Origin of the sequence: Eubacterium sp. SB2, assembly GCF_001244405.1 — a bacterium.
Lineage (GTDB): Bacteria > Bacillota > Clostridia > Lachnospirales > Lachnospiraceae > Faecalicatena > Faecalicatena contortus_B.
Genome location: NZ_LN865148.1, coordinates 206,112 through 224,136 on the forward strand (window position 1 = coordinate 206,112; position 18,025 = coordinate 224,136).

Annotated in this window: 11 protein-coding genes; 4 read left to right on the forward strand and 7 right to left on the reverse strand. The window is 45.6% G+C overall.

Translation table 11 applies throughout. The features are described from left to right. Positions 1 to 54: 54 nt before the first annotated feature. Complete coding sequence (locus tag BN1938_RS00965) at positions 55 to 678, reverse strand: TetR/AcrR family transcriptional regulator (protein ID WP_050638798.1); 624 nt, start codon at positions 676 to 678, stop codon at positions 55 to 57. Positions 679 to 1,006: 328 nt separating this feature from the next. Next, complete coding sequence (locus BN1938_RS00970) at positions 1,007 to 2,203, reverse strand: MalY/PatB family protein (protein ID WP_050638799.1); 1,197 nt, start codon at positions 2,201 to 2,203, stop codon at positions 1,007 to 1,009. 344 nt (positions 2,204 to 2,547) lie between these two features. Here BN1938_RS00970 and BN1938_RS00975 point away from each other — a divergent pair, with 344 nt between their 5' ends. Together BN1938_RS00975 and BN1938_RS00980 are read left to right on the forward strand one after the other, a co-directional pair. Continuing rightward, complete coding sequence (locus BN1938_RS00975; RefSeq protein WP_082202689.1) at positions 2,548 to 5,328, forward strand: response regulator; 2,781 nt, start codon at positions 2,548 to 2,550, stop codon at positions 5,326 to 5,328. A 75-nt stretch (positions 5,329 to 5,403) separates the two neighbouring features. Beyond that, positions 5,404 to 6,849: a GntR family transcriptional regulator gene (locus BN1938_RS00980; protein WP_050638800.1), complete on the forward strand. Its 1,446-nt coding sequence runs from the start codon at positions 5,404 to 5,406 to the stop codon at positions 6,847 to 6,849. Positions 6,850 to 6,949: 100 nt separating this feature from the next. Here the strand turns inward: BN1938_RS00980 and BN1938_RS00985 are convergent, their stop codons facing one another. Next, positions 6,950 to 8,143 carry a DUF4317 domain-containing protein gene (locus BN1938_RS00985; RefSeq protein WP_050638801.1) on the reverse strand — a complete coding sequence of 398 codons (1,194 nt, stop codon included), beginning with the start codon at positions 8,141 to 8,143 and terminating at the stop codon, positions 6,950 to 6,952. A 381-nt stretch (positions 8,144 to 8,524) separates the two neighbouring features. On the opposite strand from BN1938_RS00985, the gene BN1938_RS00990 reads away from it, so the two are divergent. Next, positions 8,525 to 9,826 carry an MATE family efflux transporter gene (locus tag BN1938_RS00990; protein WP_050638802.1) on the forward strand — a complete coding sequence of 434 codons (1,302 nt, stop codon included), beginning with the start codon at positions 8,525 to 8,527 and terminating at the stop codon, positions 9,824 to 9,826. An 87-nt stretch (positions 9,827 to 9,913) separates the two neighbouring features. Here BN1938_RS00990 and BN1938_RS00995 read toward each other — a convergent pair whose 3' ends face one another. Continuing rightward, positions 9,914 to 11,191, reverse strand: coding sequence for an HD domain-containing phosphohydrolase (locus tag BN1938_RS00995; protein ID WP_050638803.1), 1,278 nt, complete (start codon positions 11,189 to 11,191; stop codon positions 9,914 to 9,916). Positions 11,192 to 11,633: 442 nt separating this feature from the next. On the opposite strand from BN1938_RS00995, the gene BN1938_RS01000 reads away from it, so the two are divergent. After that, positions 11,634 to 12,497 (forward strand): tyrosine-type recombinase/integrase, encoded by an 864-nt coding sequence (locus BN1938_RS01000; protein WP_050638804.1) that lies wholly within the window; start codon positions 11,634 to 11,636, stop codon positions 12,495 to 12,497. Between the two features lie 1,190 nt (positions 12,498 to 13,687). On the opposite strand, the gene mgrA is transcribed toward BN1938_RS01000, so the two are convergent. The 3 genes from mgrA to BN1938_RS01020 all read right to left on the reverse strand — a co-directional run bounded on the left by mgrA (position 13,688) and on the right by BN1938_RS01020 (position 18,008). Next, positions 13,688 to 14,686: an L-glyceraldehyde 3-phosphate reductase gene (gene mgrA / locus BN1938_RS01010; RefSeq protein WP_050638806.1), complete on the reverse strand. Its 999-nt coding sequence runs from the start codon at positions 14,684 to 14,686 to the stop codon at positions 13,688 to 13,690. Between the two features lie 222 nt (positions 14,687 to 14,908). Next, entirely contained in the window at positions 14,909 to 16,258 is a 1,350-nt protein-coding gene (locus BN1938_RS01015; RefSeq protein ID WP_157355656.1) for an MFS transporter, read from the reverse strand. Beyond that, positions 16,212 to 18,008: a sensor histidine kinase gene (locus tag BN1938_RS01020; RefSeq protein WP_050638808.1), complete on the reverse strand. Its 1,797-nt coding sequence runs from the start codon at positions 18,006 to 18,008 to the stop codon at positions 16,212 to 16,214. Before BN1938_RS01020 ends, BN1938_RS01015 begins: the two co-directional genes overlap by 47 nt. Between the last annotated feature and the right edge of the window lie 17 nt (positions 18,009 to 18,025).

The following is an 18,025-nucleotide window of genomic DNA, read 5'->3' on the forward strand; positions in this document are numbered from 1 at the left end:
TTGCAGAATTTTTATTTGCTTTTAATCTCTTTTAATTTTACCTGCCCATCCTTCCTAAATCTGATACTCCTCCTTATACACCAGCTTCTTCATCATATCCATCCAATCGTTGAATTCTTTTAACAATTCGTTAATATCTATGGCCTTCCCGGCCATTTGTTTGTCATGAATATAACCGTCCCCCATCCACCTGAGCATTTTATAGACCTTAAAAGGCTCCACGCTGTCCTTGAATTTATAAGTATCTATATGACCAAAATACATCTGGTACATCACTTCTTCCTGCATGGTATTGAAAGATTTTAATGTATCCGACACAATCTCATTCTCCGAGTAAAAAGCCCGCATAGCAAAATCCAGAATATACGGATGCTTCTCAAGCATAACTGCTTTTCCAGCGCCCGCATAGCGCAGCAGTTCAAAAAAATCGGTCAGTTCCAGAAAAGTCGTATCCGCAATCTGATCCTTCATAATCTCAATCAGGAAATTATAGACATACATATACAGTTCTTTCTTATTATGAAAATAATAAAAAAGCAAGCCCTTCGAAATCCCGGCCTTAACCGCAATCAAATCCGTAGAAGCTCTTTTATACTCATTCTTCCCAAACACCTCCATAGCTGCATTAATAATTCGCTCCTGCTTCTCCTCTGGAAGCGCGAAAAATTTCTCATTCATACTGTCCCTCCTCTGCTCTTCAATCATTTTGGCTAATACAAATTACTTTGACTAACCTGGTCAGTCCTTTCTTACAGAATACATGATTGACTATTTTTTTCAACCCCAAAAGCAATAGAAATGTATACCGTCCCCCTTCCGGCGGCAAAGAGCATGCTTATTCTCAAAAAAACCACATCGGATTGAAAGACTAACTGCTCACCCAAGCAGAATTTAAGGCAGCCCGAGCCGCGCAATTACTCAGAATTGCACGGTGACAGCCACCGGTGTCTTTCAATCCGATGTAGTTTTTAATTTGCACCTTTTTTCGTTTTGTACTTCCGCCTAATCATATGAACACATATTTTGCCAGTCTCTCCATAGCCTCTTCCACCAGAACTTTTGGAAGTGCCAGATTGACGCGGATAGAATATTTCCCATAGAATGGCCTTCCATCCTGCCATATGACGCCGACTTCAACTCCCGCCTTTAAAAGATCATCCAGCGTTTGTTCATGCTTATTGCACCACGCTTCGCAATCCAGAAACAGCATGTAGGTTCCCTGTGGCTTTGCCAGGGATATTCCTTCAAAATGACTGGTAATAAACTCGTATGCATAATCGACGTTTTCCCCCAGCACTGTCCTGAGTTCATCTACCCACTCTCTGCCCTCCTGTTTGTAAGCGCCGATCAGAGCATGCATGGACAGGACGTTGCAGGAATTATAGTGGGAAGCTGATGCATATTTTGCAAGGCGGTCACGCAGGTACGGTGCATAAATCACGTGATACGAGCCAATCAGTCCTGCCAGGTTAAATGTCTTGGATGGTGCATAGATGGCAATGGTCCGCTCCCTGGCATCCTCAGATACAGACTGCAGCGGGATATGGGTGTGCCCCGGCAGTGTCAAGTCTGCCCATATTTCATCCGATATCACAACACAGTCATATTTATGAAATAAAGCCATAACCTGTTCCAGCTCTTCCCTATCCCAGACTCTGCCCGTAGGATTATGCGGGGAACAGAAGATCACGCAGTGAATGTGGTTATCACGCAGCTTTCTTTCCATGTCTTCCAGATCCATGCGCCATGCGCCGCCGTTGCCGCGCACTAATTCACTCAGAACAAGTTTTCTTCCTATACTTTCCACGGTTTTTGTAAATCCAATGTAGGCAGGGGCATGCATAAGCACTGCTTCTCCCGGAGCAGTAAACGCCTGGAGCGCCGATGATACACAGCCCAGAACTCCATTTTCATAGCCTATATCCTCCCGGGTCATGCCCGTTACGCCAAAACGGTCTTTCTGCCAGTTGATGATGCTGTCATAATATACATCCGGCATATCAAAATATCCAAAATGATGGTGCTTCAGCCTGTCCTCCAATGCTTCAAGGATCGTCGGAAGCGTAGGGAAATTCATATCGGCCACCCACATCGGAATCCGTGTAAATCCTTCCTTGACCTCCACGCCCTCCATTGGGATAGTGTCTACTGCCAGCGCATCGTGTCCCGCCCGTTCCATGATAGTTGTAAAATCATATTTCATAACTTTTGTTTATCCTTTCCTCAATCGTTTCCCTGATTTTTATGAAACTGTTTCTATTCTATACCGCATATTCCTGTCCGTCAAGACACCCTGCCCGCTTCCGAAAGCTTTACCCCTGCCGGTCTGCAGCGGTTCAGGCAGGCCTGCACTGTTACGCCGATCTGTCCGGCCAGACACTATAACCTCTGCTGCTCTATTGCTTTTCCTTATTTATTCAGATATAATATGAACTAGCATAGTATGAACCAGCCTTATGGATATATTGAAACGTTCTGTACTGCCAGGTATCCATAAGATGCAGACAATCCCGAAACGAATTTATTATTAATAAAGGAGATAAAATCATGGAACTGGAAAGAGATCCGGCTGTCAAAGACCCTTCCGCAATTACATCGGTAGATATTGCCGGCAAATATGATGCTTTTCTGGAAAACATCGGCTCCAGCGCATGCAGATTTTTATTAGACAATGATTTGACTCTGCTGTATGCAAACAACAGCTTTTTCAAAAGCACAGGATATACGAGAAAAGAATTTCGGTCCCGCTTCACCAGCCTCCGACTGTATCTAAAAAACCATATCACAGAATTCAACAACATTCAAAGCTCTGCTGCTGACGCAGTCAACAAAAAGGAATCTGTGTTTACAGTAGATTTCACACTTCCGTTAAAGCAAAGCAGCGGGATCAGATGCCGCATGACAGGGAACTTTACAGGGGAGAGTGTCGGAGACAGCCCGATTTTTTCCGCCGTCCTGACAGATATCAGCGACCTGGCCGCTCAGAGTGAAGAAAAAGGGCAGTATTTTGAATGGATGATGGACAGCTATATAGGTAACATTTACATCAGTGATATGGAGACATATGAGCTTCTATATCTGAATGCTATAGCAGTTGAAACCCTGAAGACCCCTAAAGAAAAAATAATCGGCCGTAAATGTTACGAAGTAATCCAGGGAAGGACTTCTCCCTGCCCCTTCTGTACAAATAATAAGCTGCGTACAGATGAATTTTATGAATGGGAATTCTATAACCCAATTCTGACACGTACTTTTATGATTAAAAACAGGCTTATTAACTGGAAAGGACATAAAGCACGCATTGAGCTTTCCCATGATATGTACAGTGCAGAGTATAAGCTGGCGAAAAAAGACCAGGAAAGAGAAACACTTCTCAGAACGATCCCGGGTGGTTTCGCCCGCCTGGACGCAAGGGATTTAAGCACGGTTCTCTGGTACGGTGCCGATTTTTTAAATATTATCGGATACACAAAAGAACAGTTTGAAACAGAACTTCATTCCCAGTGTTCTTACATACACCCTGATGACAGGGACCGGCTGCACGCACTCTTGAAGAAGATGCAGCATACCGGCGGAAACATGATTACTGAGGCCAGGTTTATTACCCGCAGCGGTCAGACGAAGATACAGACACTGACACTGTACTACGCAGACGCCGAAAGCAGCTGGGACGGGATTCCTTCCTTTTACAGCGTATGTATCGACGTAACGAAAGAAAGAAGGGAGCAGGAACGCCAGAGAAAAGCTCTGGAAGATGCATATCAGGCTGCCAAAGTAGCCAATTCTGCGAAAACCAACTTCTTATCTACTATGTCACACGACATCCGGACACCAATGAATGCCGTCATGGGGATGGCTGCCATTGCCCAGGCCAACCTCGACGAGCGGGATAAGGTCCGTGACTGCCTGAATAAGATCAATGTATCCAGCCGTCATCTGCTAAGCCTCATCAATGAAGTACTGGACATGTCTAAAATTGAGAGCGGAAATATTGATCTGCAGCCGGAAGAGGTAACTCTACCGGAGCTAATTCAGAATGTTTCCGATATCTGCAGGCCTCTCATTACAGAAAAACAGCTGGATTTCAAAATCAGTGTCAGCGATGTCCGGCATGAAAAGATTATTACTGATGGAGACCGGCTGCAGCAGGTTCTCATGAACCTCCTCTCAAACGCCATAAAGTACACGCCGGACGAGGGCACTGTCAGTCTGCGGATTAAAGAAATCCCGTCCCTGTCAGATAAAAAAGGGCAATTTGAATTTATCGTAACAGACAATGGCATCGGGATGTCGGAGGATTTCATTCCGTTCATTTTTGAGCCGTTTTCCCGGGCCGAGGATTCCCGTATCAGCAAGATCCAGGGAACCGGCCTTGGACTTGCTATCACGGAAAATATTGTGCGAATGATGAATGGATCAATCGAAGCTGCAAGCCAGATAGAAAAAGGAAGCAAGTTCACCGTTACTCTGCAGTTTGAACTGATTGATGAAGATATTCCCCGTGACAGTGAACTGGAAGGACTGCCAGTCCTTGTCGTAGATGACGATGAAATCGTATGCGAAAGTGCCACTGCACTTTTAAATGAACTGGGTATGCGGGGCTTCTGGGTGCTCTCCGGCGCAGAGGCCGTCCGATGCACTTCAGATGCACACCGCAGCGGGGATGACTTCTTTGCTGTGATCCTGGACTGGAAAATGCCGGAGATGGATGGATTGGAAACCTTAAAAGCGATCCGCAGTAATCTGGGGGAAGACGTACCTGTTATCATTATCTCCGCCTATGATTATTCTGATATTGAAGCAGAATTTCTGAGCGCCGGCGCGGATGCCTTTATTACGAAACCGCTGTTCAAATCCAAAATGCTTCACGTCCTGCAGACATTTTTAAACAGCGGCAGGCTGGAAACGGCTGCTTCCCAGGCAGAGATCGTTCATCCGAAGCTTGCCGGAAAACGGGTGCTGCTTGTGGAGGACAACGCCCTGAACCGTGAAATTGCCACTGAACTGCTAAAGATGCAGGAACTATTGATAGACACTGCTGAAAACGGGCAGAGAGCTCTTGAGATGTTCGAGGCCTCCAAGCCCGGATACTATTCTGCAATCCTGATGGATATCCAGATGCCTGTCATGAACGGTTATGATTCCACAAAAGCAATTCGAGGCCTTGCCCGGGAAGATGCCAAAAATATTCCTATTCTTGCACTGACCGCCAACGCTTTCACCTCTGATATCGGAAAGGCATACAGCGCCGGGATGAATGACCATATTGCAAAACCCATTGACGTAACCCTGTTAATAGAAGCTTTGCAGAGACACCTCTGCCTGTGATTTTATGTGCAAATCCTACCGTGGTATGATATGATAAAAAGAAGATCGTATTATATTCAGGAAAGGGATGACACAATGTCTAATTATAACAGCCAGGAACAAACAATCTACCGCAACCTTGCCGGTAAAATACAACTGGGCTTTTACGATGATGGTGCGCGCTTCCCATCTGCAAAAGAAATTGCCGAAATGTTTCAGGTGTCCTACTGCCCGGCCCAGAGAGCTCTCAAGATGCTGGAGGCTGAAGGACTTATTAAGTTGTGCCGCGGGAAGGCTACAATTGTACTGGCAAAGCCATTCCAAAATTATCTGGAGAGTGATATTTTTAAGCGGCGCAGCAAATCTCTTCTGGATCTTGTCAAAACCATTAAGCTGCTCTCTCCCCCCACATGTTCCCACAGCGCAAGTCATATGGAGAATGGGTTTATTTTCGGAAAGACTTACAGCCAAAGGCTGCCGTATCAAAACACGAATATGTGGATACAGTTTGAACAATCGCTTTATGCTCTGGGCAGCCATACAGCCCTCAGTCTGTACTACGATATCAGCGCGTTTGCCGGAAGTTCTTTTCTGGATATACTCCGGCTGGTTTGCGGAGATCAAAAAGCCGGTACACTTATACATAGCACGGCTGATGAATACCTGCGGTATATTCAAAATGATAAGAAGAACGGATCTGCCGTCACAAGGCAGCATCTTGATACGCTTGCAGAAACATTCTTTGAGATGATAGAAAATTATCTGGAAGATATGCCGCCCCTTCCCGAAGACATGAACCAGGAACCTTTTTACTGGGAACCGCAAAAGGGCCGCACCCGCTATTGTGATATGGTGGCAATTGATTTGATCTGTAAAATCAACCAGGGCATTTACCCGGTGGGCACTTTGCTGCCGCATATTGCTGTTATTGCGGACACCTATCATATTTCAGAGATCACTGCCAGGCGTACAATTATGCTGATGAATAAGCTTGGGGTTGTGAAAACACTCAACGGAATCGGAACGAGGGTAATTTTTGCCGGTGATGCTTCGATTCCCCAAAAGCTCCAGGATCTGACTTTGGATGACAATATGATCATCTTCCTGGAAGCGCTGCAGTTTCTGGCCATTACGGGTGAGGCGGTTATGGCATACACTTTTCCGTATATTTCAGAACCACTTCTGGAAGACATTGTACATGCCGCATCAATACCGGGGCATGAACGCTCCAGAGTCGCCACGGTGGGCGCTATACTGCAGGCCATTGTCCGCAGCTGTCCGCTGGCAGCAATACGCGAAATATACAGCAAGCTCACACACCTGCTGTTAAAGGGCAGTATCCTCCGCCTGGAGACTACCGGAAACGAATCCATTCCCGGATGGCCCCGGACCGTTGACTCTATTTTGAAGGGCTGCCAAACGCCTGATGGCACAGAACTGGCCGCCGCCTGCCGGCAGCTGTTCGAAAATAATTTTGCCTCAACCAAACAGACACTGCTGGATTTGGGAATTCATAAGGCTGAAAAAGTGACAGGATTTTAGGACGATAAACCTAAGAGATATAAGAGAGGCTGAAAGATGATTTTGAAATCACTTTTCAGCCCTTTCTATCTTCTTTTTATTCACTTATTTATAAATGCTGCTATTCATTCCAGGGCGGTTCTTCCTCCCCGGATTCAGAGTTTCCGACAACAGTAATACTTCCGGGTGCCTTCATCGTGCGTACATTGATTCCATTAACCTCGATGTGGTCATCTACCGCGATAACCAGGCACTGCCTGCCATCGATCACTCTTGTTTCCACAAGATCCATCCGTTCCGGATTGACTTTGATGATAACATCCGGTGTTTCAATATTGAACTTTCTTGTCTCTGCAATATTTGCAGCAAGCAGGGAAGCCTTTTCTCCTGCCGTCTCCTCAAAGTTCTTATCGAATTCCTCCATTTTCTCGTTTGGCACTCCGCTCTTCTCAAATAACTTTTTTACATCGGTCTTGTCCAGCGCCAGCGGCTCCGGCTCTTCCTTATGTTCTTCAATCATATCGTTTAAAGTTTCATGGATGCTGCGGACAGTTTCGTAGTCGCCGTCTTCGCCCAGCGTATCTTCAATCAGAAGCTGGAATGTCTCTTTCTGGGTGTCTGCGGACATAGGCATCTGTGCCCCCAGTACGCGGTCAATCATCTCTTCCTGCAGATCTTCTGACTTTTTCGTATAATACAGGACGCCATGAATATCCATATTGCGGTCTGTAAATGCTGGAAACAGAAAGCCCTTATCCGGCATATCCACAATCCAGTCACGTATTCTGTCCTGAATCCGGTTGTCCTCAGCATTATAGCAAAGGCCCGGCTTTGACAGGCTTACAGGACAAATGCTGCACAGGAGATATTCGTATACATTATCGGACGCATCAAACATCTCCATATCATCGGATGATTTGCCCGGAATGTCATACATTGCATGGATCAGGACAATATAATAATTCTCTTCATATATGTAACTGTCAATAATCTTATCATAGAATTCTTCCAGCAGCATATCATCTTCTAGTTTGCTGGCTCTGAGCTTCATCAAAAACTCCTGGGTTCCTCCGGGCATCTCTGCATCCAGCGGAAATTCCATGTTCAGCATGTTGCGTCCCATCGCCCCCGATAATGTCTTTTTGAAAATATCAAAATACTTAAATGCTTCCTCCTCCGGCAGAGAGAGAAATGCATCTCTGGACTCCATCTTTTTATTTTTTTCATGGTCTACATAACATCCACAAATGCGTGTAATTGCACAATTTGCAGGTGTAAACTGTTTTCTGATCTCCAGTACTTCTTTTTTATTCATCTATCTTCCCTCTTTCTTCTATAAAAATTTGCATATCCATTGTGTTTTGGTTCTGAACAGTAAGTCTATTTTACAACAAAATCTCTTTTCAGAAAAGCATTGATTTCTTTTTTTATCTGTGCTAGAGTATGTTTGTTATTACTGTTCAGACGGTGCCATGCACCTCGCTGAAAGCGACTTTGAGCAGACAGATGCCGGTTCTGCCATAAAACTTAACAATCGGCTGTTTCCTGCCGCCGGGTAGGAACCCTGAAGCATTCGTATGTCATACCATTAGGCCCTGGAAGGTATGAAACACGGATGTTTTTTTAATCTTCCATATAAAATAAAGGATATACAGAAAATGCACGACAATATTTGATTAATTCTACGGAGGTTTATATGAAAACAGATTCTATTTTCCTGACATTTATGAAATATGTCTCTGCTAATATTCTGGGAATGATAGGACTTTCCTGTTATATTCTGGCAGACACCTTTTTTATTGCCCGCGGAGTTGGGGCTGATGGGCTGACTGCTTTGAATCTGGCAATTCCCGCCTACAGCTTCATCAACGGACTGGGGCTGATGATCGGTATGGGAGGCGCCACCCGGTATTCGATAGCCGGAGGCAGCGGTGATACGCATTCACGTAAAACCGTGTTCACTCAGGCTTTATTATTTGTAACGGTACTGGCCGCCCTGTTCTTTTTGGCAGGCCTGCTGTTTCCCTATCAGATTGCAGCCCTTCTGGGTGCGGATGAGTCCATTCTGCCGCTCACGGGGATATATCTGCGCATTCTGCTCATGTTTGCGCCCATGTTCATGCTGAACAATCTGCTGATCTGTTTTGTACGCAATGACAAAAAGCCACAGCTGTCCATGACAGCCATGCTGGTAGGCAGCCTGTCCAATATTGTACTGGATTATGTATTTATCTTTCCGCTCGGGCTGGGTATGGCAGGCGCTGCATTTGCCACAGGGGTTGCCCCTGTCATCAGCATGCTGATCCTGTCCCGCCATTTCCGGCGGAAAGAAAATCAGTTCCATCTCTGCCGCACCAGACCTCGTTTGAAACAGATCCGTGATATATCCGCCCTGGGAGTCTCTGCCTTAATCGTGGAGGTCTCCTCGGGAATTGTAATGATCGTCTTTAACTTTCTGATTTTAAAAGACAGCGGAAATCTTGGGGTGGCGGCATACGGAATACTGGCCAACATAGCCCTGGTGCTGATCTCGATCTTCACCGGGATCTCCCAGGGTATTCAACCCATTCTGAGCAGCTGCTTTGGAAAAAAAGAAACGAAAAATGTCAGGAGCTTACTGCGCTATGCCCTGACTGCGTCCGTCCTTTTTGCTTGTATTTCCTATGGAGTCACCTATTTTTTCTCCGATGGGATCGTAGATCTGTTCAATAAAGAGCGCAGCCCTGCTCTGCACGAAATCGCTGTGAACGGAATGCACATATACTTTACGGCCTTCCTATTCGCCGGTGCCAACATCATTTCGGCAGCATACTTCAGCGCTGTGGATAAACCAGGCTGTGCCTTCCTGATCTCCTGTCTGCGGGGTTTTCTGTTTGTCCTCCCGCTGGCATTTACTCTGTCCGCACTGCTGGGGCTTAACGGTATCTGGCTTACCGTACCTGCGGCTGAATTCATGACTACCGTAGTGGTGCTTTTGCTATTTGGGGCGAAGAAGTGAGGTCTGCCGCCTGTATGAAGCGGGAGCCTGCGGGGCTGGTAAAACATAGTGGGAGGTTTTGGGGTAGGCCGATTAATCGAACATTGACTATTCTAAATAACGGGTAAGTAATCTTCTGTATTCCAATTGGATTCCATAATAGTTTTCCAGAGCGGGACTGCAGTTTTCTGCTACCTCGTCGACGATTTCGTCAAAATTTTCCTGTATGACTGATATAATCGCCGGATTTAGCTTTCCGTCCTTTGCCATTTCCTGAATGATTGAGAGGGTTCTTTCCTTAGAAAAAGCTTCTTTATAGCTGCGTGTCCCCAGAAGTGCGCTGACTATATCTGAGACAGCGACGATCTCCTCCTCCAGCGTCATATCTTTTCCAGTGATTCCTTTTGGATAACCGCTGCCGTCTAATTTTTCATGATGCCGCAGAGCAATCCGAGTCACGTCGGCGTCAACACTTCCGCCCAGTATACGCTCTGTGATATCTACGTGCGTCTTCATGATATTCATCGCCTGCGTGCTGAGCTTTCCCGGGAATTCGAGTATCTCTACCGGAATCCCGATCTTCCCAAGATCATGAAGCATGGCGCCATATCGGATCCTCTCCGATCGTTCCTGAGTTATATCCATGTGCCTTGCAACAGAACAACTAATACTGGTAGTTGTAATGGTATGTGTTACCGTGTGCTGGCTGCGGAAATCAATTGCATAAATCAACATCCCCAGGTACTGCCCGCACTCCGTATCGGTAAGTTTCATATTCGATAAGATCCCCTTTGCTTCAATATCGCCCTTCTGAAGTTTTGCAAAAAGATCATATTCCTCGTCTGCCTTTAAAAACAAATCTGTTACATGGTCTGTAAACTGGTTGCCGCGATTTTCTGCCAGAAAAGCTGCCGCCCTGGTTCTGACCTCTTCCAGGGTGCTCCCTTGTCTGAAACTTCTGCTGAAAATCTCCATCCTGTCGGCCAGATTGATCATCTGTGCGGTCCCCCGGATTTCCGGTGTAAGGCGCAGAAGCTCCGCAGCCGGTGTATGATGGAACAACACGGCCTCGGCCCAATCTTTTAATGGAGAAAGATAACGTAAAAAGACATATCCATATATGGAATGCTCCCAGACATCTCCTGTCTCAAATTCAACCATCCTGTCAATCTCTTCCGTCTTATACGCGCCTATGTCGTGCAATACTGAAAGAAGACAGATATCCTGCTTTTCCTGTCTGCTGTAACTGCCTTCGACCTCCATCATATGTGATACGAGGAAAGCCACCCGGACTCCGTGGTCCACAAGTCTGGTGTCCACCTCATTCAAAGTACGCTGAATTAACCCAACAATATTATCGCTGTTTATTACAGTATTTACCCCCATCCCAATTCCCTGTCATCCAGTCAGTATATCTGCAAAAGGCCGGTATTATGGTTTTCCCCGGATCTCCTATACATTCTGCTGCCTTCCGATCCCTTTCTATGTAATAATACATTTATTTTGCATGCATCCTCAAAAGATGTCAAGCGGAATCAATTCATCCTATATACGTTGTTACTATTCACGGCCCAGATACCCGGCTCCATCACTTTAATGGCTCGGATGCCGTACAGCGGGGTGCACGGCCCGGTGAATAGTAACTATATATTTCCACATGGCAGCAGTTGGGGCCTGCCTGAACTGTTACCACGCATGAAAATCACATTGCAGGATAAACTACAGAGTAAGTCCAGTGTGCATGAAGCATTATACCCATTGGACGTGTTTGCAGCATGGCAGCAAAATAAGATATATTTATTACTATCAAAATTTATGGAGGTATTAGATGGACAATAAAAGTGAAAAATTTACGTTTAACCCCGAAGAAGCGCTGAAGGATTTTCAGGCATATCTATACGAACGTGAGAATGCAAAGGCGACAATCTCAAAGTATGTAACCGATATTCGTACCTTTTATAAATATCTGGAAGGAAATTATGAAATTGATAAAAAATGCATTGTTTCATATAAAGAATGGCTGTATCCCAGATACAAAGCTGCGAGTATCAACTCGATGCTGGTGGCATTGAACCAGTTTTTGGAATTCTGGGGATTGGGAAGATGGAAGGCAAAAAGACTGAAAGTACAAAAGCAGCTATTCATACCCGAGGCAAAGGAAATGACGAGACAGGATTATAAAAATCTGATTGAAGCAGCAAGAAGCCGGCATAATTCCCAACTGGCCATGAGCATAGAGACCCTTGCGGCAACGGGTGCAAGAGTAAGTGAATTGGTGTTTTTCACTGTGGAAAGCATAAAAAAAGGGGCTATCACCATATCAAATAAAGGAAAGCACAGAACCATATTGATTTCAGACGCCCTGAAAAAAAAGTTGCTTTACTATACCGCTAAAAATGGGATAACTCAGGGATGTATATTTATCACAAGAAACGGAAAGCCCAAGGACAGAAGTAATCTATGGAGGGAAATGAAGGCGCTGGGCATAATATCAAAAGTCCCGGAACAAAAAATATTCCCACACAATCTAAGGCATCTCTTTGCCCGCTCCTATTATAAACTTACAAATGATATAGCCGGACTCGCGGATCTCCTGGGCCACAGCAATCTGGATGTAACAAGGATATATACTGCAAACACAGCGGAAAATTACAGAAAACAGATTCAACGGCTTGGACTTGTAACAGGGTAATAAAAAAGACACCCTCGTGTTTTTAACAACATAATATTAGTTATGTTGTTGAGGCAAAGAAGTTAAAAAAGACATCCTGAAACTTTAAACAACATAATATTAGTTATGTTGTAAAATCAAGGAAGTCTGTAAATCAGCCATACATAGCAACAATTATTTATATCTAATAATTTAACAGTTTTAAAAAGTCATGTCAAGTTTTAGTTTCTAATATGGGTCCCCTTTATTCAGTATATACCATAACAAGGCATAGAGCTACAACATAACTAATATTAAGTTGTTAGTAGTTCATTGAGAAGTCAAAGAGAAGAGAGGATGAGATAAAATTTACAATTCTTGAAGACAAACACTGCTACCCTGAATGATTAATTTCGTTCAATTCCGAAAGCAGTGTTAGCTTCATGTGCCTTCAAATATCATTCCCTATCCGAACCGGCCCAGCCAGCCGACTTCAGGGAATAGCCAAACAAACCCAGGTATATAAAAATGATGCCGCCGATAATTCATATAGATATCCCCGCAGCCTTTAATCCCTCCTAAGAATTAATGGCTGCGGGGAAAAACAGATCAAAGGGAGAATACATAAGATGAGCAAAATTAAATACCCATTGCATAAGCTAAAATACTGCAGAAAATGTATGAATGAAACATTTGGTATGAATTTACAAAGAAAAGACCTATACGTCTATTCCTACCCCATGAAATGCAGCCGCTGCGGAGAATCCAAAAATATAATCTACAAGGCCCGCTTCCCCTATAACCTCATCCTCCGTTCCAAAATAAACCACATGCCCGACCTGGAAGCAAAATTCAACGAATAAGAAACATCTCCGCCCTATAACCAAACACTTCCCCAGCCCCCATACGCTGCCCCCTCGGCGCCCTTCCCAAGTGAGCCGCCATACCGGCCTGATGCGCCAGCCGGGTCGGAGCCGGATATGTGGCGTGGCCGGGCATAAAATAAGTGTTACGGCCCCTTAAGGAAATGCAGCCTGTTTGGATGGATGAAATTTTTTCACAAAAAAAATTTCAAAGGGAGCTGAGCTGCGCTGTCATCAAGACAGCGCAGTGAATCTCCCTGGTTCCATCCAAACAGGCTGCATTTCCTTTAGGGGCCGTTCACGAATGAGCAGCCTGGCCACGCCACATATCCGGCTCCGACCCGGCGTCCCCCCAGCCACCACATCGCCTCACTTACTAAGCGCATCTATAGCCCGCAATTCCTCGTCTGAAAATGTTCTGTTATGTATGATCTCTATATTCTCCGTAATCTGCTCCGGCCTGGAAGCTCCAATCAATACGCTTGTGATATCGTTATCTTTTAGTATCCAGGACAAAGCCATCTGAGCCAGGGTCTGTCCTCTTTTAGCAGCAAGCTCGTTCAACCCCTTTATCTGTTCAATCCTTGTCTCTGTCAGGCTGTCTTTCTTTAAAAAACGTGGGTCCTTAGCGATCCGGCTGTCCTTTGGAATGCCATGCAGATACTTATCGGTCAAAAGTCCCTGTGCCAGCGGGCTAAAACAGATGATTCCCAGACCCGCTGCGGAGGCAGCTTCTTTTACGCCATCCTCCTCGATTGTACGGTCAAAGATGGAATATCTGCGCTGGTTAATAATCAGCGGACACTTCAGATCCTTCATAATTTCCATTGCCTGAACCGTGTGTTCTCTGTCATAATTAGAAATTCCTGCGTACAATGCTTTTCCACTGTGGACCGCCTGCGCAAGCGCCATCATGCTTTCTTCCACAGGGGTATCGGGATCCATGCGGTGATGGTAGAAGATATCCACATATTCCAGATCCATACGCTTCAGGCTCTGGTCCAAACTCGCCAGCAGGTGTTTTTTACTTCCAAAATTTCCGTAAGGCCCTTCCCACATATCGTAACCGGCCTTTGTACTGATCACCAATTCATCTCTGTACACCCCAAGGTCTTTTACCAGTATCCGGCCAAAATTTTCTTCCGCGCTGCCCGGTACGGGACCATAATTATTAGCAAGGTCAAAATGTGTGATCCCATGGTCAAACGCTGTCCGGCATAAAGCCCTCATATTCTCAAAATCACAATTGCTTCCAAAATTATGCCATAACCCAAGCGACACGGCCGGAAGCTGAAGCCCGCTTTTCCCGCTGTGCAAGTAATGCATTTCCCCGTATCGATTTTCAGACGCTTTGTAGTCTACTGCCATCATATACCTCCTGATCGTTATTAATATGCGGCTGTCTGCAGTTTAAAATAAATCTGCCTAAAGACATCTCTTCACTCATACCTGTCACACGGGTATGCCGCCAGCCCATCATATATCTGTTTATTATAGCTGCGAGCACTTAGTGGCCGTATTTTGGCCCCTTACGTGCGATGCATAAAATATAGTTGGCAAGGTCTTTTCGAGCCTTACTTTTTTATTGTATCATAATTCCTGCTGCCTGTTCAAATCACTTTCTATCTCCGGATATTGTTCATCCAGTGTATAAAACGAAATCAAAATGATAACTGCTGCCGACAGCAGAAAGGGAAGTCCGGCAAAATTCATGCGAATTGCAAACAGCGTCTCTGCGCCCCCGGCATTTCCCGCCTGATAGCCGCCCAGTTTTAGAACAAAAGCACAGATGTAGCCGGAACAGGCGATCCCAAGCTTCTGTACCAGAGCTATCATAGAGGTAAGAAAGCCCTGAGGCCTCACCCCCGTCTTCCATTGGGAATAGTCTATTACCTGCGAAAGCATAACAAAAACCATTCCGGTGGCCATGGCCCAGCCAATGCTGGCTGTTATATGAAATAAAATTGCTGCCGCTACATTTTTTCCTGCTGCCCAAGTTCCCGCCATGGACATACACCATAATATATTTCCGCTTCTCACGCAGAACCGCATTCCCCTTCTCCTTGCGATGGCAGGCAGTATAAAAGCAACTGCAACCGAGGCCAGGGGCATAATCGATAGAAAAAGGGAACTTAACGCTTCCTGCCCCAGATAATATTTTGTATAATACAGGGTTCCCTGATTTCTCACCATCATATAGGTAAGGCTCAGAAACTGTACGCCGCAGAGTACCAGCCAGTGCCTGTTATCCTTTGCAGCCTTCAGGGACCGGAGGATTCCGCTCTTTTCCTGCCCTTTCCCCGGCTTTACCCGCTCCACTACATGCGCGGCGCACACAAGGGAGCTGCACAGGAAGATGATGCCGAACAGGACTGCCGCCAGCATAAAGCCCTGTCTTTTGCTGTTCCCCAGTTCGTTCACAAGCCACAGCGTACAGGCAGTTACGAAGATACCGCCGCAGTTGGCCCCAACATTTTTAAAAAGATTGAACACGATCCGATCTTCCTGTCTTCCGCTCAGCACGGTCAGCATCGTAGAGTAAGGAACATTGATAAATGCGTACAGCAGGCTGAACAGGACATAAATCATTGCCGCATAGAAAACTTTTCCCTGTTCGGAAAAGGAAGCCGGCGAATAAAATAATGCACACATCAGCAGGCATACCGGCAGTATCCCTGCCGCAATAAAGGGCCTGCACTTTCCATAGCGGGTATCCGTACGGTCTACGATAAATCCCATAACAGGACTGAATACTGCATCTACCGTTCTTCCGGCCAGCAAAATCATGCCGATGGCTCCCAGATCCAGCTTTGCTGCGTCTGTATAAAAAAACATCAGATATGTTGATACAAATGTAAAAATACCATTTCCCGAAAAATCGCCCAGCCCGAAACTAATCTTTTCCAACTTCGACGGGCTGCTCATTTTCTGCTCGCTCAAGTCTGTCTTCATCGGTTTTTTGGTATCTGCGGTACGGTATTGTCACCGTTACCCTGGTACCCACTCCTTCCTCACTGACAATCTGAAGACCGTATCCGTCCCCATATATTTCTGCAATTCGTCTGCTGACGTTGGCCACGCCTATCGTCCGCATCTTTCCTTTAATTTCTTCATCCGAAGCCAGTAGCTCCTCTACCTTATCCCGGCTCATCCCTATCCCGTCATCCACCACGCGGATAACCAGGCATTCCTCTTCTCTGCGCGCCTGGATACAAAGCCTTCCGGGCTTAATCTTACCTGCCAGCCCGTGAAAAATCGCATTTTCTACAATTGGCTGTATCAGGACATTGGGCACCTCACAGTTCAGCACATCCTCATCAATCTGATAGTCAGTCTGAAAACGGTCCGGATACCGGTATTCCTGAATCGTCAGGTAATTCCTGATGTTCTTCACTTCCTGTCTCATGCTGATGTATATGCTGTCTTTTTCCACCCGCAGCGTATCCTGAAGCAGAGATATAAACGCATTCGCAAATTTTACGATATCGTTGTCCCCCTTCATCTGTGCCATATACACGATGGAGTTTAGTGTATTGTAGATAAAATGGGGATTAATCTGCAGCATAAGCCTGTTAATTTCCATTTCCCGGATATTTTTCTCATGCTCTACAGATTCTTCCAGCAGATTCTGCAGATCCTGCACCATACTGTTAAAAGAATCTCCCAGGATCTCAAGTTCATCATTTGTATGGATATCCACTTCTACGTCAAAGTCACCGGTACGCACTTTCTCGGCGGCCGCATGCAGCTGTCCCACAGGCCTGGTAATCCGGTTGATAAAGTAATAGATCAGAACAACCAGCAGGGTAATGGCAGCCGCGAATGTCATCAGAAAAAGCTTCTGCATCGTGGAAAGCTTATTCCCGATCTGATCACTGTACACCTCGGAAACCATAATCCAGCCGTCCGAGAAACTTCGGTTGCAGAGTATTACATTGCCGTTGTCCAGCCGGTATTTACCGTTTTCATTTTCAGCGATTGCTTCATAGGGAAGCGTCAGCTTCCCACTGCCTAAGATTTTATTTCCCCATCTGTCATAAAGGGCATACCCTTTCAGCAGATTGTCATCCAGTTCCGCCTTGGCGATCAATTCTTTAAAATCCACATGAATGATCAGATCCCCCATGATATCCCGTCCGTTCTGGATATCCTTAAACGTCATTACATAACTGATCACATCGCTCTGCCACCCGGCCTGTGAAGAAAGATAGGAGTGCAGCGTGGTAAACCCCGACTGCACATTATGCGCCTTAAATTCCTGGTACCATGCCTCCTCTTCCGGCTGAAACGCGCTCTCGTACTGGTTGCTGGAAAAAGTCTTGCCGTCCGGAGTAATGACGATAACACTGCTCAAATATGGCTGCATATTTGTATAGGAAGAAATAAGCCGCCTTACTTTGTCATGGCTGACCAAAGCCGCAAAGCTGTCCTTTGTGCGGCTCTCTTTGATGAGATTCTGGAGTTCGGATAAAATGACGATCTGTTTAGCCACACCCTCCACAGACTCCTGCACATACTCCAGCTGATGGCTGGTCTGCTCCAATTTCTGCTGCTCGTCCAAAATAATCTGTTCTTCCATTGTCCCGAACACATTGTGGTATATTACAAAGCTGCTGATCCCGTAGGTAACTGACATAATCAGCAGCACGGACACGATCAGCTTAAATTTTAATGTATACCGCAGTCTCATATGGCTGTCCCCCCTCT